Source organism: Micromonospora sp. NPDC047670 (assembly GCF_043204915.1).
Classification (GTDB): Bacteria; Actinomycetota; Actinomycetes; order Mycobacteriales; family Micromonosporaceae; genus Micromonospora.
The window spans coordinates 83,478-102,832 of sequence record NZ_JBIDDA010000007.1 but is presented as its reverse complement, the minus strand read 5'-3'; the positions used below and the strand labels follow the sequence as shown (position 1 = coordinate 102,832).

Here is a 19,355-nt window from a genome sequence, read left to right as displayed (position 1 = left end):
TGACACAGGGAATATTGCATCCTCTATAGTTGCTGAAGCAGTCGTTGGGCTACTAAACCAAGCTTCCACGGAGGGCAGTTTCCATGACCAGTAGCACCGAACCGGTTACCCGCGACTGGGACGGCCTCACCATCCCGAGCGCCGGCACCTACCTGCTGGACGCGGCGCACAAGCGCGTGGGCTTCGTCGCCCGGCACATGATGGTCAGCAAGGTGCGCGGCGAGTTCGCCGACGCCACCGCCACCATCACCGTCGCCGACGACCCGCTGCAGTCCTCGGTGACCGCGACCATCCAGGCCGCCACCATCAACACCAACCAGGCCGACCGGGACGCGCACCTGCGCAGCCCCGAGTTCCTGGACGTCGAGAACTTCCCGACGCTGGAGTACCGCAGCACCGGCGTCAGGTCCCGCAACGGCAACGAGTTCGTCCTCTCCGGTGAGCTGACCGTCAAGGGCGTGACCCGCCCGGTCGACCTGGAGGTCGAGTTCGAGGGCGTCGGCCGCAGCCCGTTCGGTCAGGACATCTTCGGCTTCTCCGCCTCGACCGAGATCGACCGCGAGGAGTTCGGCCTGACCTGGAACGTGGCGCTGGAGACCGGCGGCGTGCTGGTCGGCAAGAAGATCAAGATTGAGATCGAGGGCGAGGCCGTCCGCCAGGCCTGACCCGTCGTACCGTTTCCGGGCCCGCGCCGCACCACGGCGCGGGCCCGGCGCGTGTCCGCGGCAAGGACGCCGGTAGGTGCGATTTGTCACGACTTATTCGCGGCCCGGTCGGCGTGGCGGGCGGTACCGGCTGGGTAGTGATGCCGCCGGGAGCGCTGGCCGACCGGCTGCGGTAGTCCCGGCCGTTGGATCGCCGGGTCCGCCTCTGGTCCGGGCGAGGCCGGCGCTCTTAACGTGGATGGTTCACCACGCGCTTGCGGGCCGGCACGGCCCCGACTGCGCCTCGCGCCGGGAGGAAACATGGGCAGGGACGTCGAGCAGGGCGCCTTCTCCCGGGAGGACCGGGTCCGCTACCGGCAGAAGGTCCGGCGGTGCCTGGACGTCTTCGCCCTGATGCTCGACGACTTCGGCTTCGACGCCGACCGGCCGATGACCGGGCTGGAGATCGAGCTGAACCTGGTCGACTCCGCCGCCGAACCGGCGATGCGCAACGACCAGATCCTCGCCGACATCGCCGACCCGAGCTTCCAGACCGAGCTGGGGCAGTTCAACCTGGAACTCAACGCCCCGCCCCGGCTGATCGAGGGAGCGGGCTTCGCCGACTACGAGCGTGACCTGCGCGGCAGCCTCGCCCGGGCCGACGAGCGGGCGGCCAGGTCGGACGCCAAGATCGTCCTGGTCGGCATCCTGCCCACCCTCACCGAGCGGCACCTGGTGGTGGACAACCTCTCCACCAACGAGCGTTACCGGGTGCTCAACGACCAGATCGTCGGCGCCCGCGGCGAGGACCTCGAACTCGACATCCGCGGTGTCGAGCGGTTGCAGACCCACACCGACTCGATCGCCCCCGAGGCCGCCTGCACCAGCCTCCAGTTCCACCTCCAGGTCGCGCCGGACAGCTTCGCCGACTACTGGAACGCCTCCCAGGCCATCGCCGGGGCCCAGGTGGCCGTCGGGGCGAACTCACCGTTCCTGTACGGCCGGCAGCTCTGGGCGGAGACCCGGATCGCCCTGTTCGAGCAGGCCACCGACACCCGGCCGGACGAGCTCAAGGCGCAGGGCGTACGCCCCCGGGTCTGGTTCGGGGAACGCTGGATCACCTCGATCTTCGACCTCTTCGAGGAGAACGTCCGCTACTTCCCGCCGCTGCTGCCGATCTGCGAGGACGAGGACCCGGTCGAGGTGCTGCACGCCGGCGGCGTACCGGAGCTGGGCGAGCTGCGCCTGCACAACGGCACCGTCTACCGGTGGAACCGGCCGGTCTACGACATCATGAACGGCCGACCGCACCTGCGCGTGGAGAACCGCGTGCTGCCGGCCGGTCCGACCGTGGTCGACATGCTCGCCAACGCCGCCTTCTACTTCGGTCTGGCCCGAGGGCTGGCCGAGGCGGACCGGCCCATCTGGAGCCAGCTCACCTTCAGCTCGGCGGAGGAGAACTTCCACGCCGCCGCCCGCCGCGGCATGGACGCGGTCCTGCACTGGCCCCGCCTCGGCGAGGTGCCGGTCACCAAGCTCGTCCTGGACGTCCTGCTGCCCAGGGCCGCCGCCGGGCTCGACCGGTTCGGGGTGGCCCCGGCCGAGCGGGACCGGCTGCTCGGCATCATCGAGCAGCGCTGCCGGACCGGCCGCAACGGCGCGGTCTGGCAGACCGAGACCGTCTGGGCGGCCGAGCGGCACCGGGGCATGGACCGGGACGCCGCCCTGCACCACATGGTGCAGCGCTACGCGGAGCTGCAGAGCGGCAACGAGCCCGTGCACACCTGGCCGGTCGACTGACCGACTCCCGCCGGTCCGCCCGGCCGGCACGCCGCCGTGCCGGCGGACCGCTCAGCGGGTGCGGCGGCCGGCCCGGGTCCGGCGACCGGCGGACGTCGCGCCCTCCGGATCGGCATCCGCCGCCTGCTCGCCGGCCGTCGGCTCCGCCCCGGAAGCGACGGGCGTCGCGAGGATGGTGTCGGTGTCGGTGTCCGTTCCGGCCGGGACGGGCTGCCCCGCCGGCGCCGGGTCACCGGGGACGCCGGACGGTTCGGCGGTGCGCTGCCGGGGCACCGTCACCGGCCCGGGGGGCGCGGCCCGCCGGGCGGCCCGCTGGGCGAGCGCGGCGACCAGGACCGAGCCGCCGACCCCGACGATCACCGCGTACGGCGCGATGAGGTGCGCCGACACCTGCTCGGGGCTGATCGCGGTCAGCCTCGGCACCGCCAGGAAGTACGCGGTCGCGACCAGCAGCGGACCGGCCGCGCCGGAGGCGGCCGCCCCGACCCGGCGGTCGGCGTGCCGGGCGCTGCCCCGCGCGGCCAGGGCGCCGATCACCAGCGCGGAGCAGAGCGACAGCAGCGCCCCGGGCCAGTAGAAGTAGTCCCGGATCCAGAACCGCCCGTCGTCGGAGCTGAGCTGCCAGATGCCGAGCTGGGCGCTGGTCAGCCCGCGCCCGGCCAGCACCCCGTCGACCACGGCGACCACGGCGAGCAGCCAGAGCCAGCCCACGGTGGCGATCACGTTGTTCGCGGCGGCCCGCGAGCGCAGCGCCCACACGGCCGTCAGCACCCCGACCAGGACGCCGACCGCCGCGTACCCGGCCGCGACGTTGCGGGGCGAGCCGGTGTCGGCCCCCACCGCCGCCCGCGCCGGTACGGCCACCAACAGCACCGTGACCAGCGCGCCCACCCCGGCGGCCAGGGCGAGGGCGACGTGCCGGAGGACGCCGTCGCCCGGCCCGACGTCGGGCTCGACCACGGTCGCGTCGTCGGGTGCCGGGGCGCGGTCGCGCAGCCGCTGCGCGCAGACCGCGCCGCACGCGGTCGAGGTGGCGGCGATCCAGGTGGCCCAGATCAGGCCGGCCACCCAGGCGGTCGCGCCGGCGCTGGCGTCCGCCGGCGCCCAGTTGATGATGCCCAGCCCGTAGCCGAAGCCCAGTTGGGCCGCGCCCGCGCCGGCAGCGACGCCGACCGCGGTGGCGATCGATCCTCCCCAGCCCCGTCTGGCCATGCCGGGGAGCGTAACGTCCCGTGCTCGGCGCGGCGAGTCGTGACGGGTCCCGTCGGGTGACCGCGACGGCGCCGGGCTTGGCGGCGGTGGGTACGGTCGCCGGTGATCGAGGCGGTGGACGGCATGACGGACGGGTACACGGGCGGGGGCGCCGGCGTGGGGGACGACGCCGGCACGGACCGGTTGACCAAGCTGCTCGGCGGCGGGCTGGCCGTCGTGCTGCTCGCCGCCGTCGGCGCGACCGGCGGTTGGGCCCTGGCCGGCGAGGACGACGCACCAACCCCGCCGGCCACGGCGGCGACCACGCCGCCCACCGGCGCCCCGGGCGCGTCGCGCCCGACACCCGCGCGGTCGACGTCGTCACCGCCCCGCACGAGCACGCCGGCCCGCCCCGCCGGCCTGACGGTCCCCGAGGTGGTCGGGATGGACTTCGCCGAGGCCCGCGACGAGCTGCGTGAGCGGCGGCTGGGCTGGCGGCTGGTCTTCCTGGGCGGCGCGGGGAAGACGGTGGAGCGCACCTCGCCGACGGTCGGCACGGAGGTGCGGCCGGGGCGCACGGTGACGCTCTACGTGAGCGGGCCGGCCCCGGCCGCGACCGTGCCGGACGTGGTGGGCGACGACTGCGACGAGGCCGCGGACGACCTCGTCGACGAGGGCTTCTACCCGCGGTACCGCTCGGGCCGGACCGGCACGGTCACCCGCCAGGATCCGGCTGGTGACGTCGCGGGCAGGTGGAACGACCAGGTGTCGATCTGGTGCGGCGAAGCGCCGGCCGGCTCGGGCTCGGAGACCCCGACACCGTGACGGAGCGTCCGGCACGCTGATCCCGGCCGATGGCCGCTCGGACCGCTAGGTTGACGGTCAGGGGCCACGACACCCGCCCGGTTCGGGAAAGGACGTGCCATGAGCGAGCGTCAGCGAGCGAATCATCGTCGTGGTGCGGTGGTGTCTCATGTCGGCGCGCAGCGGAGCGGAGCGCCGGCATGAGCGACGACCGCCAGGAGCCGCCCGCCGGCGAGCACGACGACCGGACCCGCCCGCTGCCCCCGTCCGCCGGGTCGGAGCCGGTCGACCGGACCCAGCGGCTGCCCGGGCCCGAGGGCGGGGCGCCGGCCGGGGGCGACGCCACCCGGCCGATGCCCGTCGACCGCACCGCCCCGATGGACCGTACGGCCGCCATGCCGCCCGAGCGGTCCGGCCCGCCGGCCTGGTCCGGTCGCGCGGAGGTGCCGCCGCCCCGGCCCGCGGACCCGCGCGAGGCCGGCACCGAGTGGTACGCCGAGGAGTCCGCCGGCCGACGCTGGTGGCTGCCGATCCTGTGGGGCGTGGTCGTGCTGCTGCTGCTCGGCCTGCTCGGCGTCGGGCTATGGTGGGCCCTCCAGTCGGCGGACGACGAACCGACCGGCCCGGACCCGTCACCCTCCCCGTCGGTCACCCGCGCGTCGCCCACCACCGCCGCGCCGACCTCGGCCGCCCCGACCACCCCGGCGTCCTCCGCCCCGCCGACCACCTCGGCGGCGGCGCAGGTGCCGATGCCGCCCGTGGTGAACCTGCCGCTGGAGACGGCGCGGGCGATCCTGGACGATCTGGGGCTGGACCACCGGGTGGAGTATCGGGCGTCCGACCGTCCGGAGGGCACGGTGATCGGCAGCGAGCCGGAGGCGGGGGAACTGGTTCCCGACGGCGAGGAGGTCACCCTGGTGGTGTCCCGAGGCGTGCCGTCGCCCACCGGCGGCGAGCCCACGCCGACCGGCGCGCCGACCACCACCCGGTGACCCGTCGCTGACCGGCCCGACCGGTAGGCGCCGGGGGGTTCACCACATCCGGCGTCTGGTCCCGACCAGGCCGAGGCCGGCCAGCGAGATGGCCAGGCCGAAGATGCCCGACCAGAAGAGAGAGCGGTGGACGCCGTCCGGCGAGTGGCGGGCGGCTTCCGCCGCGCCGCCCGACGTTCCGGCCGGCACGTCGGTCTCGGCCGCGGTGCCGGGCTCGTCGGCCGCGCGGGGGTTGTCGGCGCCGAGCGCGTCCGGCCCGTCCGAAGAGTAGGGGGCGTCGAAGGCGTCCTGCCCGTCGCCGCCGTCCGGCGGGTCGTCGTCGACCACGGTGATCTCCGGCGCGGGGACCGGGGTGGTCAGCCGGGTGGTGGACGACAGGGCGGGGTCGCGGACCACGACCACCAGTGTGGTGGCGGCGCCGATCAGCGCCAGGATTCCGAAGGCGTAGGCGATACGGGAGCGGTGGTGCCGCCGCGCGGCGGACTGATTGACCATGGCCATCCCAGGTTCGGGGTCCTGGACGCGCGGGGTGGAACCTGCCGGGGTGGGCGTACCTCATTCTATGGCGCGGCACGCCCCCCGGCTGCCGATCGCGGAGCTCAGCCCACCCTGACGGGCGTGCGGGCGACGGGCCGGCGCGGCGCCCGCACGGTGTGCGGACGGGGCTCGGGCGCCGACCGCAGTTGGCGCAGCCCCTCCCGCTGGACGAAGATCGACCGCCGGTTGACCGCGTCCCCCGAAGCGTTCAACTCGTAGCCGTCGAGCCAGATCCAGCCGTCGTAGGTGGGCCAGTCGAGCACCCGGATCACCCGGAACGTGATGGGTCTGAGGAACTGGACACTCGCCGCGCGAGTCACGTGCAGTACGTCACCAGAGCGGGGAAGCACATGGGCTCCTGGGAAGGATCGGCCGGCTGACGGGCCGGCGGGAGCGGTCGGGGGACGTCTCGGTGCCGGCGACGGGGTCGTGCCTCGTGAACCGGTGGTGCGGGTGGTGGTGGTCGGGCCGTACCCGCTGGTGGCGAGCCGCCACCCGACCATCACCCGGCTGCTCCGGGTACCGCTCCCGCCGCCACAGCCAACTGGCGTGCAGCGGCGGGGTCATCAACCCGGGGCAGGTCTGGTTGTCGAAGGTCGGGCAGCCCCACCGCCGCGCGTCCCGGAGCCCGTGGGATCACCACGGCGGGGGAGCGGACGGAGACGGTGAGTAACCCGTGCCATACGGACAGAGTGCATCAGCGACGTGCCACATGCAAGTTGCACGTCGACTTTTGCCGATACGCGAGCGGCTCGCGCGAAGCGGCGCTTGAAGCCGTTCATGTATGGGCGGCACACTGGGGACCGGTTTCGCCCGTCGCGGCCGGCCGATGACCGGCACCACCCCCACGCCGCGAACGATCGCCCGCCGCCCCACGGTCGCGCCCCGGCGGGCGGCGAGAACGGCGGCGCGAGGCGGAGGTGGACCGGTGAGGGCCGACAGCCGGTGGTCCCGACCAGCGGGCGGGGTGGTGAGGTCGTGAGCGAGCGGCGCAGCCCGACCATCCGGCGCCGCCGCCTGGGCGCGGAACTTCGCCGGCAGCGGGAGGCGGCCGGGATCACCATCGAGGCCGTCGCCGAGCAGTTGGAGTGCTCGGCATCGAAGATCTCGCGGATCGAGACCGGCCACACCACGGCGACCCCGCGCGACGTGCGGGACATGCTCCGGATCTACGGGGTGGTGGGCGCCGAGAGCGACGAACTGGTGCAGATCGCCCGCGAGGCGCGGCAGAAGGGCTGGTGGCACCCGTACAGCACGGTGCTGGTCGGGGCGTACGTCGGCCTGGAGGCGGCGGCCAGCTCGATCCGGGCGTACGAGCAGCAGGTGGTGCCCGGCCTGCTGGAGACCGAGGAGTACGCGAGCGCGATGATCCGCGCCGCCCGGCCGGACTTCACGCCGGACCAGGTCGCACAACGTGTCCGTGTCCGGCTCGGGCGCCAGTCGTTGTTGACCCAGGATGATCCGGTCGATCTGTGGGTGGTGCTCGATGAGGCGGTGGTGAGCCGGCCGGTGGGCGGGGACGAAGTGATGCGTGGCCAGCTCAGACGGCTGGTCGAGGTGGCCGAACTGCCGAACGTGACGTTGCAGATCCTGCCCTTCGAGGTGGGGGCGCACGCCGGCATGGACGGGACCTTCACGATCCTCAGTTTCCCCGAGCCCGGTGATCCGGATGTCGTGTACGCGGAGAATGCCACGGGTGGGCTCTTCCTGGAGAAGAGCGACGAACTGCAGAAGTACAGCTTCATCTTCGATCACATCCGAGCGGCGGCCATTCGTCCGGAGGAGTCCATCGCACACATCGCGAAACTGGCAGAGGAGCCGTTGTGGAAATGGCGACCAAGGGGTTCCCCGTGGACCTGACGCAGGCAGCGTGGTTCAAGAGCTCGAAGAGCGGGCCGAACTGCGACAACTGCGTGGAGGTGGCGTACGTGACGGGGGCGGTCGGCGTGCGGGACTCGAAGAACAAGACGGGTCCGGCCCTGGTCTTCGCCCCGGGCGACTGGCACGCCTTCGTCGCCGGCGCCAGGGGTGGTGCGTTCGGCCGGGACTGACGGACCGGGACGGCACGGGTGTCCCCGTCCGGCGCGTACGCCGGACGGGGACACTGCCGTGCCCGCGTCCGCGCCGGGCGGGAAGAAGCCCCGGCATCCCGTCGCCACATCGGGCCCGTGTCGTTGTACCCCTCGATACGGCGCTGGTCGACAACCCGCCGCACGCGACCGAACGAGGCAGGCGAGACGGATGACGACGATCGGGTCAGACAACCTCACCAACGGGCCGGGCAAGCCGGAGCGATTCGGGGGCAAGTACCGCGGGGCCCGCCGGGACACGGTCCTGACCGAGGTGGTGTCGACCGACACGGAGGTCGGCGGCCGGGAGGCCGCGGCGAGCGCGCCGGAGCAGACGGGCCCGCCGCTCTCGTTGCCGTCGCTGGATCCGAACCCGCTGACCGAGCCGTCGTTCCCGCCGGGCGGCTGGTCGATGGAGCCCGCCGGGTCGCTGGCCGACCACCCGCTGCTGCGCGGGCTGCTCATGGAGCTGCCGCCGAAGGGCAGCGTCCCGCCGCCCGGCTGGCTCGACCGGTGGTTCGAGGCGACCCGGGCGATCCTGGAGCTGCTATACGTGCAGGGCACCGGCCGCTCGCGGTGACGCCGGCCGCGGCTGCGCGGCCCGCTCGGCGAGGCGGCTGTGCCGCAGCGCGTGGCGTACGCCGATCGCGGCGACGCCCAGCGCCCCCACGGTGATCGCCGGCCCGGTCACCCCGGGCCCGAACACGTCGGGGGCGCCCGCCGCCACCATCGCGGGCAGGATCGCCAGGCCGGTGAGCTGCAGCGGCAGCCCCACCAGCGGGTGCGCGGCGGCGGCCCGCAGGCCGTGCGGGGCGGGGGTCCCGGGTGCCGCGGTGAACGCCCCCGCGCCCGCCCGCAGCCGGCGCACCCGGCGCACGGTGCAGACCGCGACCACGAGCGCGGGAGCGGCGGCGAGGGCGAGGCCGGCGGCGGCCCGGTCGGCCGGGGTCGCGCCGGCGCTGGACAGCCCGACGACCAGCACGGCGACCGTCACGCCCAGGCCGGTCAGCGTCAGGGCGAGCACCCAACCGGCACGCCGGCGCAGGGCGCGGGCGCGGTCCAGCCGGGGCATCCCGTCCGCGAGCCAGCCGGCGGCCAGCCAGACGGCGGCCAGCGGGGCGAGGACGGTGAGGTGACTCTCCATGACGGAGAGCATTGCCTGTTCCGGGCGGGCGTGACTCCGGGGTCGGCCCCGGTTCGACCCGCATCGGCACCCCGTAGGGGCCATCTTCCCGGTGATATAGAGAAGTCGACATGTTTGTATTCCAGGTCACGCCGCTCTACCCTCAGCTCGATCGGCATTCATCGATTCTCTCGCCACGAACGTCGGACGGTCGGGTGCCGGTCGGAGGGAGGTAGAAGATGGGTCTTCCACGTAGGTCCATGCTCGTCGGGGTGGCCGCCATGGCCATGGTGGCCACCGCCACGCCCGCCATGGCCGCCGAACCCGTCGGCACGATCCGCGCCGCAGGCGGCGCCACCGCCGTGGCCGACAGCTACATCGTCGTCTTCAAGGACAGCGCGGTCGCCCGCGCCGGCGTCGGTGACACCGCGCAGCGGCTGGTCGGCCGACACGGCGGCGCGGTGGCCCGCACCTACGGCGCCGCCCTGCGCGGCTTCGAGGTCCGGGTCGACGCCAGGGCCGCCGCCCGGATCGCCGCGGACCCCGCCGTGGCGTACGTCGAGCAGAACCACACCGTGTCGATCGCCGGCACCCAGACCAATCCGCCGTCCTGGGGCCTGGACCGGATCGACCAGCGGGCACTGCCGCTGGACAACTCCTACACGTACCCGAACACGGCGAGCAACGTGCACGCCTACATCATCGACACCGGCATCCGGTTCAGCCACAGCGACTTCGGCGGTCGGGCCACGTCCGGCTACGACGCCGTCGACGGCGGCTCGGCCGACGACTGCAACGGGCACGGCACGCACGTCGCCGGCACCGTCGGCGGCTCGGCGTACGGGGTGGCCAAGGGCGTGCAGCTGGTCGGCGTCCGGGTGCTGAACTGCCAGGGCAGCGGCACGAACGCCGGCGTCATCGCCGGTGTCGACTGGGTGACCCAGAACGCGGTCAAGCCGGCCGTGGCCAACATGAGCCTCGGCGGCGGCGCGAACAGCACGCTCGACACCGCGGTGCGGAACTCCATCAACTCGGGCGTGAGCTACGGCCTGGCCGCCGGCAACGACTCCGGCGGCAACGCCTGCAACACCTCGCCCGCCCGGACCGCCGAGGGCATCACCGTCGGCTCGACGACCAACACGGACGCCCGGTCGTCGTTCTCCAACATCGGCACCTGCCTGGACATCTTCGCGCCCGGCTCGTCGATCACCTCGGCGTGGCACACCAGCGACACCGCGACCAACACGATCAGCGGCACCTCGATGGCGACGCCGCACGTGGTGGGCGCGGCGGCCCTCGTGGCCAGCGCCAACCCGGCCTGGTCGCCGCAGCAGGTCCGCGACTACCTGGTGAACAACGCCACCCCCAACGTGGTGGGCAACCCGGGCACCGGCTCGCCGAACAGGCTGCTCTACGTCGTCAACGGCGACACCCCGCCGCCGACCAACGACTTCTCCGTCTCGGTCTCGCCGACCTCCGGCTCGACCGCGCCGGGCGGCTCGGTGACCGCCACGGTCGCCACCGCGACGACCAACGGCTCAGCCCAGTCGGTGAGCCTCTCCGCCAGCGGGCTGCCGGCCGGGGCGACCGCCTCGTTCAGCCCGGCCACCGTCACCTCGGGTGGCTCCTCGACGCTCACCATCAGCACCTCGGCGAGCACGCCGGCCGGCACCCACACGGTGACCGTGACGGGCACCGCGGCCTCCGGAAGCAAGACCGCGACCTACTCGCTGACCGTGACCGGCACCGGCGGCGGCTGCTCCGGCACCAACGGCACCGACGTGGCCATCCCGGACACGGGCGCCACGGTGAGCAGCTCCATCCCGATCTCCGGGTGCGCCCGCAACGCCTCGTCGGCCTCGACCGTCGCGGTGAACATCGTGCACACCTACCGCGGTGACCTCGTCGTCGACCTGGTCGCCCCGGACGGCTCGTCCTACCGGCTGAAGAACAGCAGCTACTGGGACAGCACCCCCAACATCAACACCACCTACACGGCGAACCTGTCGAGCGAGGCGGCGAACGGCACCTGGCAGCTGCGGGTGCGGGACGTCTACGCCGGCGACAGCGGCTACATCAACACCTGGACCCTGACCCTCTAGGTCCCCGACACGGGTGAGGCCCCTCCCGGCGACCGGGAGGGGCCTCACCGCGTGCTGTCGGTCGGTCAGACGGCGAAGGTCGGCGGCCGTTCGGTGGCGGGGGCCGGCGGGACCGCCTTCCACAGGCCGGTCTTCTGCGCGGCCAGCCGGGCCAGGTAGGCCGGGTTGAGGATCACGTACCGCCGCCACAGCCGCTTCGGCTCGAGGCCGAGGCGCCAGAACCACTCCAGGCCGGCCCGCTGCATCCACGGCGGCGGCTGGCGCAGCAGCCCGGCGTGGTAGTCGAAGGCCGCCCCGACCGCCATCAACGGCATGTCCAGCAGCGGCCGCATGGCGTACGCGAAGACCTCCTGGCGCGGGCAACCCAGCCCGACCAGGACGAGCCGGGCGCCACTGGCCTTGATCCGGTCGGCGATCTCGACGTCCTCGCCCGGCTGCACCGCCCGGAACTTGGACGGCTCCACGCCGGCGATCTTGAGTGCCGGGAACATCCGCTCCAGCGCCGGGATCAGCTTCGTCAGGGTCTGCTCGGTCGAGCCGTAGAGGTAGACCGGGAGGCCCTCGTCGGCGAACCGGGACAGCACGTGCAGGGTCAGCGTCGGGCCGTAGACCCGGTCGGTGAGCCCGGCGCCGTGCAGCAGGTTGAGCGCCCAGCGCACCGGCTGGCCGTCGGGGGTGACCACGTCGAAGGAGTTCAGCCGGGCGTTGTGCGCCGGGTCGAGCACGCCGGTCATCACCCCGTGCACGGCCAGCGCCGTCAGCGCCAGCGGGCGGCGGTCCTGCGCGGCCGCCACCACCTGCTCGGTCGCCGCGGCGTAGTCGGTGGCGTCGACCAGGACGCCGAGGACGTTCCGCTTGCCCCTCGCGGTCATGCTGCCGGCACCCACTTGTCCACGTTGGCCTCGTAGATCTCACGCATGATCATGGGAACGTCGTAGACCTGTTTCCACTCCGGGTAGTCGGCCTGGAACGCCTCGTTCGAGCCGATCCACCACTTGTGGTCGCCGATCCGGTTGGCCTCGACGTACTCGGTGACCATCTCCTGGCCGGTGATCTGCTCGGCCAGCGCGAACGCCTCCCGGTTGGAGGTGTTGGAGTGCCGGCCGCCGCCGAGGTTGTAGACCGCCGCCGAGCGCGGGTTACGGAAGAACGCCTCGAACGCGGAGACCACGTCGGAGCTGTGGATCGCGTCCCGCACCTGCTTGCCCTGGTAGCCGAAGATCTTGTATGTCCGGCGTTCCATGTTGGCGCGCATCACGTAGCCGAGGAAACCGTGCAGCTCGGTGGCCGAGTGCGCCGGCCCGGTCAGCGTCCCGCCCCGGAAGCAGGCGGTCCGCATGCCGAAGTAGCGGCCGTACTCCTGCACCATCACGTCGGCCGCGACCTTCGAGGCCCCGAAGATCGAGTGCAGGCAGGCGTCGATGGACATGTCCTCGCGGATGCCCTGCTCGTACGGGTGTCCCGGCTCGATCTCCCACCGGGTCTCCAGCTCCACCAGGGGCAGGCTGTTCGGCCGGTCGCCGTAGACCTTGTTGGTGGAGCAGTGGATCACCGGCGCCTCGATGCAGTGCTCGCGCACGTTCTGCAGGACGTTCAGCGTGCCGGCGGCGTTCACGTCGAAGTCGGTGAAGGGGTCGCGTACCGCCCAGTCGTGCGACGGCTGCGCGGCGGTGTGGATCACCACGGCGACGTCGCCGGCGTACCGCTTGAAGAGCTTGCCCAGCGCGGCCCGGTCGCGGATGTCGATGCTGTGGTGCGAGTACGCGGACCCCAGCTCGTCTGTCAGCCGCCGGACGTTCCAGGCGGTCGAGGCCTCCTCGCCGAAGAACTCCTGCCGCATGTCGTTGTCGATGCCGACGACGTCGAGACCGAGGCCGGCGAAGTGCCGGACCGCCTCGGAGCCGATCAGCCCGCCCGACCCGGTCACGAATGCGACACTCACACGCCACTCCTGCTCATTCGGAGGCAGAAACCATCGGAGCATAGCGTGACGTACGGCACGCCCCGATACGCAGCGAGGGCCCCGCATCGCTGCGGAGCCCTCGCGTGTTGGTGGGGAAGGGGGGAGTTGAACCCCCACGCCCTTTCGGGCACACGGACCTGAACCGTGCGCGTCTGCCATTCCGCCACTTCCCCGTGGCTTGACCTCGAACACTGTAGTCTGTGCCGGTCCTGCTGTCTCCAGCGGGCCCCGGACATCCTACGCGGTCCGTGATCGTTGCCCCAATCGGTTACCGTCCGTGAGGCGGTACCGTTCGTGGCGGACGAAAGAGTAGCACGACAACACGGGCCCCTCCGAACGGGCCGCCGACAGACGGCCGAGCGGCGTGTGAGCTGCGCGCGCGCCGGCCGGATACCATCATGTCCTCGGGACCCGAGGAGGAGCCGGTGAGCGTGCTGCAACGCTTCGAGAAGCGTCTGGAAGGCCTGGTCGAGGGAGCCTTCGCCAAGGTCTTCAAAGGGGTGGTCCACCCCGTGGAGATCCTCAACGCCATGCAGCGGGAGGCCGAGGCGCACAAGGCGATCCTGGCCGGTGGGCGCACGTTGGTGCCCAACCGCTACGTGATCGATCTCTCGCCCTACGACCACAGTCGGCTGGCGCCGTACGCCGCCGCGCTGGCCCAGGAGCTGGCCCAGTCGCAGGCGGAGTTCATCGGCGAGCAGGCCTGGACGGTCTACGGCGACGTGATCGTCGAGATCGAGCGCGGCGAGGGGCTGGACACGGGCATGTTCCGGGTCACCGCCGAGGTCTACACCGGCGGCGAGGTCGCCCCGGTCTCGGCGCCCGGCTACGACGCCGGCCCGCCCGCCTACCCCGCGTACGACCAGGGTGGCGGCTACGGCCCCCCGCCCGGCCACGGCGGCAGCCGCAACGTGCGGCTGGTCTCCGGCGACGGGCGCACCTACCCGCTCCAGATGGGCTCGACGGTGATCGGCCGCGGCGACCAGGCCAACCTGCGCCTGCCCGACGTCGGCATCTCCCGGCGACACGCCCGGCTGGACTTCGACGGCGGCCAGGTCGTGCTGACCGACCTCGGGTCGACCAACGGCACGATGGTCAACGGCCAGCGGGTCTCCGCCGTCGCGCTCAACCCCGGCGACATGATCCAGCTCGGCACCACGACGCTGACCTTCCGCGTGGACGGCTGATCCGCCTTGCCGGAACTCGTCATCACCGTCGCCAGGTTCGGGTTCCTCATCCTGCTGTGGATCTTCGTGTTCACGGTGGTCGGGGTGATCCGCCGGGACCTGTTCGCGGGCGCCCGGTCGGGCCGGCTGGTGGCCGCGCCCCGGGCGGTCGGGGCCACGCTCGGACAGGCGGCGAAGCCGGCGAAGGCGAAGCGGGGCAGGGCGGCCCACCAGCTCGTGGTCACCGCCGGTCAACTGGCGGGCACCCGGATCACCCTCGGGGAAGCACAGATCACCATCGGTCGGGCCGAGGATTCCACCCTCGTCATCACCGACGACTACGCCTCGGCGCGGCACGCCCGGCTGGTGCCGCGCGACGGGCAGTGGTTCGTCGAGGATCTCGGCTCGACTAACGGCACCTACCTGGATCGCGCTAAGGTCACCGGACCAACCCCCGTCCCCCTCGGCGTGCCGATCCGGATCGGCCGCACCTCTCTCGAATTACGGCCATGACTCTGACCCTGCGCTATGCGGCCCACAGCGACCGCGGTCTGATCCGAGACGGTAACCAGGACTCCGTCTACGCCGGGCCGCGGCTACTCGCCGTCGCCGACGGCATGGGCGGCATGGCCGCCGGTGACGTCGCCAGCAACATCGTCATCGGTGCCATGGCGCCGCTCGACGAGGACGTCCCGGGTGACGCCCTCGTCGACGCGCTGCGTTCGGCCGTGGGCACCGCCAACCAGCAGCTCCGCGACACCGTCGACGCCAACCCCCAGCTGGAGGGGATGGGCACCACGCTCACCGCCACCCTCTTCTCCGGCAGCAAGCTGGGTATGGTCCACATCGGCGACTCGCGGGCCTACCTTCTGCGCAACGGCGAGTTCGCGCAGATCACCAAGGACGACACGTACGTCCAGATGCTCGTCGACGAGGGCCGGATCAGCGCCGAGGAGGCGAGCAGCCACCCGCAGCGGTCGCTGCTCACGCGGGCGCTGGACGGTCGCGACATCGACCCGGAATACAGCGTCCGCCAGGTCCTCCCGGGCGACCGCTACCTGATCTGCAGCGACGGCCTCTCGGGTGTGGTCAGCGCCGACACGATCGCCGAGACCATGCGCGAGTACGCCGACCCGCAGCAGTGCGTCGAGCGGCTGGTGCAGCTCGCCCTGCGCGGCGGCGGGCCGGACAACATCACGGTGATCATCGCGGACGCCACCGACCAGGACATCGTCGAGGCGAGCCCGATCGTCGGCGGCGCCGCCGCCCGGGACCGGGGCATGGCGACCTCCGCCGACGTCTCCACCCCCGCCGCCCGCGCGTCGGCGCTCAACGCCCCGCGGCCCCCCGCCCCCGAGGAGCCCGCGGCCGACGACGACGAGCCGGAACGCCCGAAGCGCCGGCCGGTGCGCGCCGCCGCGATGACGTTGGCGCTGCTGGTGCTCCTCGGCGGGGCGGTCTTCGGTGGCTGGAGCTACACCCAGCGGCAGTACTACGTCGGTGCGACCGAGGACGGCCAGGTCGCGGTGTTCCGGGGGATCCAGGGCGAGATCGCCGGCATGGACCTCTCCACCGTGCACTCCACCAGTCCGGCCGACCTGGACGACCTCACCCTGGCCGCGCAGGAGCAGGTCAAGCAGGGCATCCCGGCCAAGAGCGCGCCGGACGCCGCGCGCCGGCTGGCCGAGCTGACCAGCGACAGCCCCACGAACCCGAACCTGAAGCCGACCTGCCCGCCCAGCCCGAGCGCGGTGGCCGTCACCACCACCCCGACGCCGACCGGGGGCCCGGCGACGCCGCGCCCCACGGCCAGCGGCAGCCCGGCGGCCAGCGGCCGTCCGACGACGCCGGCCGCGCCGACCACCACGCCCGACGCCCTGCCCTCCGACACCGTCTCGCCGACGCTCGATCCGGCCGCCTGTCGGTCGCCGGAGTGAGCGTCGGCTCGAATCCGAGGACGATCCGTGACCGCAGCGGCCACCCCGGCACCCTCGCCCGCCACCACGGGCGAGCAGCCCGGCGTGCGCCTGGCCCGGTCCCGGCGTAACGCCGAGCTCTCGCTGCTGCTGCTGGCCATGGTGCTGGTGGCCGCGTACGGGGCGATGGTCGAGGCGAACGTGCTCGACACGGTCACCGCCGACTTCTGGATGCCGGCCGCCGCGCTCACGGCGGTCTTCCTCGGCCTGCACCTGGTGATCCGGTTCCTGGCGCCCTTCGCCGATCCGGCCCTGCTGCCGGCGGTCGCGCTGCTCAACGGCATCGGGGTGGGCTTCCTGCGCCGGCTCGACCTGGGCAGCGCCACCCCCGCCGAGCGGGCGGACCTGGCCGTCTTCGCCGGCAACGGTGGCCGGCAACTGGCCTGGACGCTCCTCTCGGTGATCCTCGCGGCGGGGCTGCTCGTCGTGATGCGCGACCACCGCTCGATCTCCCGCTACGCGTACACCCTGGGGCTGGCCGGCATCGTGCTGGTGATGATCCCGGCAGTGCTGCCGAGCCGGTTCTCCGAGATCAACGGCGCGAAGCTGTGGATCAAGTTCGGCGACAGCTTCTCGATCCAGCCCGGTGAGTTCGCCAAGCTGGCGCTGCTGGTCTTCTTCGCCTACTACCTCGTCCGCAAGCGCGAGGTGCTGTCGCTGGCGAGCCGCCGCTTCCTCGGCATCGACTTCCCACGCGGGCGCGACCTCGGCCCGGTGGTCGCGGTCTGGCTGGTCAGCGTCCTGGTCCTCGTCTTCGAGAAGGACCTGGGCACCTCGCTGCTCTACTTCGGCATGTTCGTGGTGACGCTCTACATCGCCACCGAGCGGGTCAGTTGGCTGATCATCGGCCTGGTGCTCTTCTTCGGCGGCGCCTATCTGGCGTACGTCCTCGGCGACCTCGTCGGCGGGCCGTTCGCGAACTTCTACCTGCGGGCGCAGATCTGGCTGGACCCGTTCGCCGATCCCTACGAGGACGGCTACCAGCTGGTGCAGGGCCTGCTCGCGCTCGGCACCGGCGGGATGTTCGGCGCCGGGCCGGGCGGCGGTCAGCCGGGCAAACTGCCCGAGGTGCAGAACGACTTCATCTTCGCCGGCATCGGCGAGGAGATCGGGCTGTTCGGCCTCTCCGCGTTGCTCGTCGTCTATCTGCTGATCGTCGAGCGGGGGCTGCGGGCGGCCCTGGCGGTCCGTGACTCCTTCGGCAAGCTGCTCGCCGGCGGTCTGGCCTTCACCCTCGGGCTCCAGGTCTTCGTGATCGTCGGCGGGATCAGCAAGCTCATCCCGCTCACCGGCCAGACCACCCCGTTCCTCTCCGCCGGCGGCTCGTCGCTGATGGCCAACTGGCTGCTCATCGCGGTGCTGCTCCGGATCTCCGACGGGGCCCGCCGGCCGGTCGGCGGCAGCGGCGGCAAGGCGGCCCGACCGTCCGGCGGCCCGCCGGAGCAGCTGCACGGTGCCCCCACGGAGGTGATCAGGCCGTGAACGCACCCCTGCGCCGCGTCGGCGTCGTCGTGATGGTCCTCTTCGGGTTGCTCTTCGCCAACCTGAACTGGATCCAGGCCTACAAGGCCGACGAATACCGCACCAGCGACTACAACGGCCGGGTCCAGGTCGCCGAGTACGAGCGCAGGCGCGGCAACATCGAGGCCGGCGGCACGGCGCTGGCCACCAGCAAGGAGACCAGCGGCGAGCTGAAGTACCGCCGCACCTACCCGGCCGGCGCGAAGTACGCGCACGTCCTCGGCTACAAGCCGGTCAACCTCGCCGACACCGGCATCGAGAGGTTCGAGAACGACTTCCTGGCCGGCACCAGCGACGCGTTGATCGCCAACCGGGTCAAGGACATGTTCACCGGCGACCAGACCGGCGGCGGCAACGTGCTGCTCACCCTCTCCAAGCGGGCGCAGGACGTCGCGTACGAGCAGTTGCGGAACAACCGCCTCGACGTGCCGAGGGGCGCGGCGGTCGCCGTCGACCCGCGTACCGGCGCGGTGCAGGCGCTGGTCTCCATCCCCAGCTACGATCCCAACCCGCTGGCCAGCCACGACACCAACGAGGCGACGGCCGCGTACAACAAGCTGGAGGGGGACCCGGCCGGCCCGCTGAAGAACCGGGCCCTGGGCGAGGTGCTGCCGCCGGGCTCCACCTTCAAGATCGTGGTGGCCGCCGCGGCGTTGGAGAACGGTGTCGGCCAGGGCACCGAGATCCCGGCGGGCTCCAGCTACACCCCGCCGACCTCCGGCACGCCGATCCGCAACGCGGCGGCGAGCATCTGCCCCGAGTCCGAGGTCACCCTGATGAACGCGGTGACCGAGTCCTGCAACACCGGCTTCGCGCAGCTCGGCGTCCGGCTCGGCGCGGACAAGATCAAGGAGAAGGCCCGGCAGTTCGGCTTCGAGCAGGAGGACCTCACCGTCGGCCAGCTCGGCGAGGGCGGCCACCCGGTGGCGGCGAGCCGCACCGGCAGCATGGAGAACGCCGACGGCGGCGACGACCCGGCCGCGCTCGCGCAGTCCTCCATCGGCCAGCGCGACGTCCGGATGACCCCGCTGCAGGGAGCCATGATCGCCGCGTCGGTCGCGCACAGGGACGGCACCCAGATGCGGCCGTACGTGGTGCGCCAGCTCCTCGCCCCGGACCGCACCACGAGCTACTACACCGCCAAGCCGCGGGAGCTGCGCCAGCCGATCAGCGGACAGGTCGCCGGCGACCTGCGGGAGATGATGGTCAGCGTCGTCGAGAACGGCACGGGCCGGAACGCCCAGATCGACGGCTACACCGTCGGCGGCAAGACCGGCACCGCCCAGTCCGCGCCGGACCGTCCCGACCACGGCTGGTTCATCGGCTTCGCCCTCGACAAGGACGGCAACCCGGTCTCCGCGGTCTGCGTCGTGCTGGAGCAGGCGGGGCCGGGTGGCAGCGCCGAGGCGGCCCGGATCGCCGGGCAGATCATGCGGGCCGCCATCGCCGACCCCGGGGGCCGCTGAC

19 protein-coding genes and 1 tRNA gene are annotated in these 19,355 nt (G+C 72.7%); 13 read left to right on the top strand and 7 right to left on the bottom strand.

Features of this window, described 5'->3' with window-relative positions; genetic code table 11:
- Window positions 1-83 precede the first annotated feature (83 nt).
- Together ACGF7U_RS18800 and ACGF7U_RS18795 are read left to right on the top strand one after the other, a co-directional pair.
- On the top strand, window positions 84-665 hold the full coding sequence (locus tag ACGF7U_RS18800; protein ID WP_393108202.1) for a YceI family protein: 582 nt from the start codon (window positions 84-86) through the stop codon (window positions 663-665).
- Between the two features lie 300 nt (window positions 666-965).
- Window positions 966-2,444 (top strand): glutamate--cysteine ligase, encoded by a 1,479-nt coding sequence (locus tag ACGF7U_RS18795; protein ID WP_393108200.1) that lies wholly within the window; start codon window positions 966-968, stop codon window positions 2,442-2,444.
- Window positions 2,445-2,495: 51 nt separating this feature from the next.
- Here ACGF7U_RS18795 and ACGF7U_RS18790 read toward each other — a convergent pair whose 3' ends face one another.
- On the bottom strand, window positions 2,496-3,656 hold the full coding sequence (locus ACGF7U_RS18790; protein WP_393108198.1) for a hypothetical protein: 1,161 nt from the start codon (window positions 3,654-3,656) through the stop codon (window positions 2,496-2,498).
- Between the two features lie 102 nt (window positions 3,657-3,758).
- On the opposite strand from ACGF7U_RS18790, the gene ACGF7U_RS18785 reads away from it, so the two are divergent.
- Window positions 3,759-4,460: a PASTA domain-containing protein gene (locus tag ACGF7U_RS18785; protein WP_393108196.1), complete on the top strand. Its 702-nt coding sequence runs from the start codon at window positions 3,759-3,761 to the stop codon at window positions 4,458-4,460.
- Between the two features lie 179 nt (window positions 4,461-4,639).
- The gene (locus tag ACGF7U_RS18780; protein WP_393108194.1) at window positions 4,640-5,431 is read left to right on the top strand and encodes a PASTA domain-containing protein; all 792 of its coding nucleotides are present in this window, start codon (window positions 4,640-4,642) and stop codon (window positions 5,429-5,431) included.
- A gap of 39 nt (window positions 5,432-5,470) precedes the next feature.
- Here ACGF7U_RS18780 and ACGF7U_RS18775 read toward each other — a convergent pair whose 3' ends face one another.
- Together ACGF7U_RS18775 and ACGF7U_RS18770 are read right to left on the bottom strand one after the other, a co-directional pair.
- Complete coding sequence (locus ACGF7U_RS18775) at window positions 5,471-5,932, bottom strand: hypothetical protein (RefSeq protein WP_393108192.1); 462 nt, start codon at window positions 5,930-5,932, stop codon at window positions 5,471-5,473.
- A 98-nt stretch (window positions 5,933-6,030) separates the two neighbouring features.
- Window positions 6,031-6,318, bottom strand: a complete 288-nt coding sequence (locus ACGF7U_RS18770; RefSeq protein ID WP_393108190.1) for a hypothetical protein — start codon at window positions 6,316-6,318, stop codon at window positions 6,031-6,033.
- A gap of 628 nt (window positions 6,319-6,946) precedes the next feature.
- On the opposite strand from ACGF7U_RS18770, the gene ACGF7U_RS18765 reads away from it, so the two are divergent.
- The 3 genes from ACGF7U_RS18765 to ACGF7U_RS18755 all read left to right on the top strand — a co-directional run bounded on the left by ACGF7U_RS18765 (window position 6,947) and on the right by ACGF7U_RS18755 (window position 8,617).
- Entirely contained in the window at window positions 6,947-7,828 is an 882-nt protein-coding gene (locus ACGF7U_RS18765) for a helix-turn-helix domain-containing protein (RefSeq protein WP_393108188.1), read from the top strand.
- On the top strand, window positions 7,798-8,019 hold the full coding sequence (locus tag ACGF7U_RS18760; protein WP_393108186.1) for a DUF397 domain-containing protein: 222 nt from the start codon (window positions 7,798-7,800) through the stop codon (window positions 8,017-8,019). Before ACGF7U_RS18765 ends, ACGF7U_RS18760 begins: the two co-directional genes overlap by 31 nt.
- 190 nt (window positions 8,020-8,209) lie before the next feature.
- Complete coding sequence (locus ACGF7U_RS18755; RefSeq protein WP_393108184.1) at window positions 8,210-8,617, top strand: hypothetical protein; 408 nt, start codon at window positions 8,210-8,212, stop codon at window positions 8,615-8,617.
- On the opposite strand, the gene ACGF7U_RS18750 is transcribed toward ACGF7U_RS18755, so the two are convergent.
- Window positions 8,585-9,181 (bottom strand): hypothetical protein, encoded by a 597-nt coding sequence (locus ACGF7U_RS18750; protein WP_393108182.1) that lies wholly within the window; start codon window positions 9,179-9,181, stop codon window positions 8,585-8,587. The two genes, ACGF7U_RS18755 and ACGF7U_RS18750, sit on opposite strands and share 33 nt — an antisense overlap.
- A 218-nt stretch (window positions 9,182-9,399) precedes the next feature.
- Here ACGF7U_RS18750 and ACGF7U_RS18745 point away from each other — a divergent pair, with 218 nt between their 5' ends.
- Entirely contained in the window at window positions 9,400-11,262 is a 1,863-nt protein-coding gene (locus tag ACGF7U_RS18745) for a S8 family serine peptidase (protein ID WP_393108180.1), read from the top strand.
- Window positions 11,263-11,327: 65 nt separating this feature from the next.
- Here ACGF7U_RS18745 and ACGF7U_RS18740 read toward each other — a convergent pair whose 3' ends face one another.
- The 3 genes from ACGF7U_RS18740 to ACGF7U_RS18730 all read right to left on the bottom strand — a co-directional run bounded on the left by ACGF7U_RS18740 (window position 11,328) and on the right by ACGF7U_RS18730 (window position 13,398).
- Window positions 11,328-12,134 (bottom strand): WecB/TagA/CpsF family glycosyltransferase, encoded by an 807-nt coding sequence (locus ACGF7U_RS18740; RefSeq protein ID WP_393108178.1) that lies wholly within the window; start codon window positions 12,132-12,134, stop codon window positions 11,328-11,330.
- The gene (locus ACGF7U_RS18735; RefSeq protein ID WP_393108176.1) at window positions 12,131-13,246 is read right to left on the bottom strand and encodes an NAD-dependent epimerase/dehydratase family protein; all 1,116 of its coding nucleotides are present in this window, start codon (window positions 13,244-13,246) and stop codon (window positions 12,131-12,133) included. Before ACGF7U_RS18735 ends, ACGF7U_RS18740 begins: the two co-directional genes overlap by 4 nt.
- A gap of 66 nt (window positions 13,247-13,312) precedes the next feature.
- Window positions 13,313-13,398 (bottom strand) — tRNA-Leu (locus tag ACGF7U_RS18730).
- Between the two features lie 225 nt (window positions 13,399-13,623).
- On the opposite strand from ACGF7U_RS18730, the gene ACGF7U_RS18725 reads away from it, so the two are divergent.
- Genes ACGF7U_RS18725 through ACGF7U_RS18705 form a run of 5 tightly spaced genes read left to right on the top strand, consistent with a single transcriptional unit; the run spans window position 13,624 to window position 19,354 of the window.
- A complete protein-coding gene (locus tag ACGF7U_RS18725) occupies window positions 13,624-14,412 on the top strand; it encodes a DUF3662 and FHA domain-containing protein (protein ID WP_091100240.1) in 789 nt (262 codons plus the stop codon).
- Window positions 14,413-14,418: 6 nt separating this feature from the next.
- On the top strand, window positions 14,419-14,904 hold the full coding sequence (locus tag ACGF7U_RS18720) for an FHA domain-containing protein (RefSeq protein ID WP_393108173.1): 486 nt from the start codon (window positions 14,419-14,421) through the stop codon (window positions 14,902-14,904).
- Window positions 14,901-16,328, top strand: a complete 1,428-nt coding sequence (locus ACGF7U_RS18715) for a PP2C family protein-serine/threonine phosphatase (protein WP_393108171.1) — start codon at window positions 14,901-14,903, stop codon at window positions 16,326-16,328. Before ACGF7U_RS18720 ends, ACGF7U_RS18715 begins: the two co-directional genes overlap by 4 nt.
- 27 nt (window positions 16,329-16,355) lie before the next feature.
- Window positions 16,356-17,849: an FtsW/RodA/SpoVE family cell cycle protein gene (locus ACGF7U_RS18710; RefSeq protein ID WP_393108169.1), complete on the top strand. Its 1,494-nt coding sequence runs from the start codon at window positions 16,356-16,358 to the stop codon at window positions 17,847-17,849.
- Window positions 17,846-19,354 carry a peptidoglycan D,D-transpeptidase FtsI family protein gene (locus tag ACGF7U_RS18705; RefSeq protein WP_393108167.1) on the top strand — a complete coding sequence of 503 codons (1,509 nt, stop codon included), beginning with the start codon at window positions 17,846-17,848 and terminating at the stop codon, window positions 19,352-19,354. The genes ACGF7U_RS18710 and ACGF7U_RS18705 overlap by 4 nt, the downstream gene beginning before the upstream one ends.
- Window position 19,355 lies beyond the last annotated feature (1 nt).

What these genes read in the sequence shown, in the direction of transcription:
- ACGF7U_RS18800 (WP_393108202.1), top strand. Translation starts at nt 84, where the DNA reads ATGACCAGTAGCACCGAACCGGTTACCCGCGACTGGGACGGCCTCACC.
- ACGF7U_RS18795 (WP_393108200.1), top strand. Translation starts at nt 966, where the DNA reads ATGGGCAGGGACGTCGAGCAGGGCGCCTTCTCCCGGGAGGACCGGGTC.
- ACGF7U_RS18790 (WP_393108198.1), bottom strand. Translation starts at nt 3,656, where the DNA reads ATGGCCAGACGGGGCTGGGGAGGATCGATCGCCACCGCGGTCGGCGTC.
- ACGF7U_RS18780 (WP_393108194.1), top strand. Translation starts at nt 4,640, where the DNA reads ATGAGCGACGACCGCCAGGAGCCGCCCGCCGGCGAGCACGACGACCGG.
- ACGF7U_RS18775 (WP_393108192.1), bottom strand. Translation starts at nt 5,932, where the DNA reads ATGGCCATGGTCAATCAGTCCGCCGCGCGGCGGCACCACCGCTCCCGT.
- ACGF7U_RS18760 (WP_393108186.1), top strand. Translation starts at nt 7,798, where the DNA reads ATGGCGACCAAGGGGTTCCCCGTGGACCTGACGCAGGCAGCGTGGTTC.
- ACGF7U_RS18755 (WP_393108184.1), top strand. Translation starts at nt 8,210, where the DNA reads ATGACGACGATCGGGTCAGACAACCTCACCAACGGGCCGGGCAAGCCG.
- ACGF7U_RS18750 (WP_393108182.1), bottom strand. Translation starts at nt 9,181, where the DNA reads ATGGAGAGTCACCTCACCGTCCTCGCCCCGCTGGCCGCCGTCTGGCTG.
- ACGF7U_RS18745 (WP_393108180.1), top strand. Translation starts at nt 9,400, where the DNA reads ATGGGTCTTCCACGTAGGTCCATGCTCGTCGGGGTGGCCGCCATGGCC.
- ACGF7U_RS18740 (WP_393108178.1), bottom strand. Translation starts at nt 12,134, where the DNA reads ATGACCGCGAGGGGCAAGCGGAACGTCCTCGGCGTCCTGGTCGACGCC.
- ACGF7U_RS18735 (WP_393108176.1), bottom strand. Translation starts at nt 13,246, where the DNA reads ATGCTCCGATGGTTTCTGCCTCCGAATGAGCAGGAGTGGCGTGTGAGT.
- ACGF7U_RS18725 (WP_091100240.1), top strand. Translation starts at nt 13,624, where the DNA reads ATGTCCTCGGGACCCGAGGAGGAGCCGGTGAGCGTGCTGCAACGCTTC.
- ACGF7U_RS18715 (WP_393108171.1), top strand. Translation starts at nt 14,901, where the DNA reads ATGACTCTGACCCTGCGCTATGCGGCCCACAGCGACCGCGGTCTGATC.